This window comes from Pseudovibrio flavus, assembly GCF_009711345.1.
GTDB lineage: Bacteria > Pseudomonadota > Alphaproteobacteria > Rhizobiales > Stappiaceae > Pseudovibrio > Pseudovibrio flavus.
Window position 1 is genome coordinate 1 of the sequence record NZ_SMMA01000031.1, and the last position, 755, is coordinate 755.

1 protein-coding gene is annotated in these 755 nt (G+C 55.4%); it reads right to left on the minus strand.

Going from position 1 to position 755, the window contains the following annotated elements:
• Positions 1-97 precede the first annotated feature (97 nt).
• Positions 98-755 (minus strand): autotransporter domain-containing protein (locus E1162_RS00140; protein ID WP_257098529.1); only part of this gene is annotated, 658 nt, incomplete at its 5' end.

Here is a 755-nt window from a genome sequence, read left to right on the forward strand (position 1 = left end):
TTTCGCTCATCATTCCGCAAGTTATGTGTGTAACCTTTGGTTGAGCTTTGAGGAATCCACGCCAAAATGAAAAGAGGGGCCGAAGCCCCTCTGAATCTTAGAACATCAGCTTTACAGCGGCGTTGGCGGCAAGGCCTTCACGCTCGCCGGTGTAGCCGGAGGCGGAAAGGTCAGCAGACCAGTTGCTCTCAGGCTGAGCGTAGCGCAGACCAAGCTGAAGGGTGCCGGTGTGGCCGTCGATATCAGTTGTCTCGAGGCGCTTATCCTTGACGATCGCTTCCATATCCGAGCCGGTGGTGTAATCCCAAGCAACAGAGCCGTAAGGGGTAAAGCCGCCGTCCATTGCGTAGGCGAGGGATGTACCAAGGCGGAAGGTATGGGCAGAAGCTGCCTCAAAGCGGGTGTACTCGCCAGCAAGGTGGGCTTCGTTGCCATCCATCCAAGAATAGATGTACTTGCCGTGTAGACCCCAGTTTACGCCGTCACACACTTCTGTGTTGTAGCCAAGGCCTGCATAGCCACCCACATAGGCGGAAGAGAAGTCATAGCTGACAGGCGTTGCAAAGTCCTTGGTGTCGTAAGCCATATCCGCCATACCGGCGCGCACCAAACCCTCTGCATATAGACCGTTTGACAGTACCACATGAGCCATCACACCGCCGCCCATAAAGTCTACGTTACCCTTACCGGAAACGAGGTGGGAAGATGCGTCGTAGGTCTGCTTGCCGGTTTCAGCAAAGCCGGCAAGGTGGAAT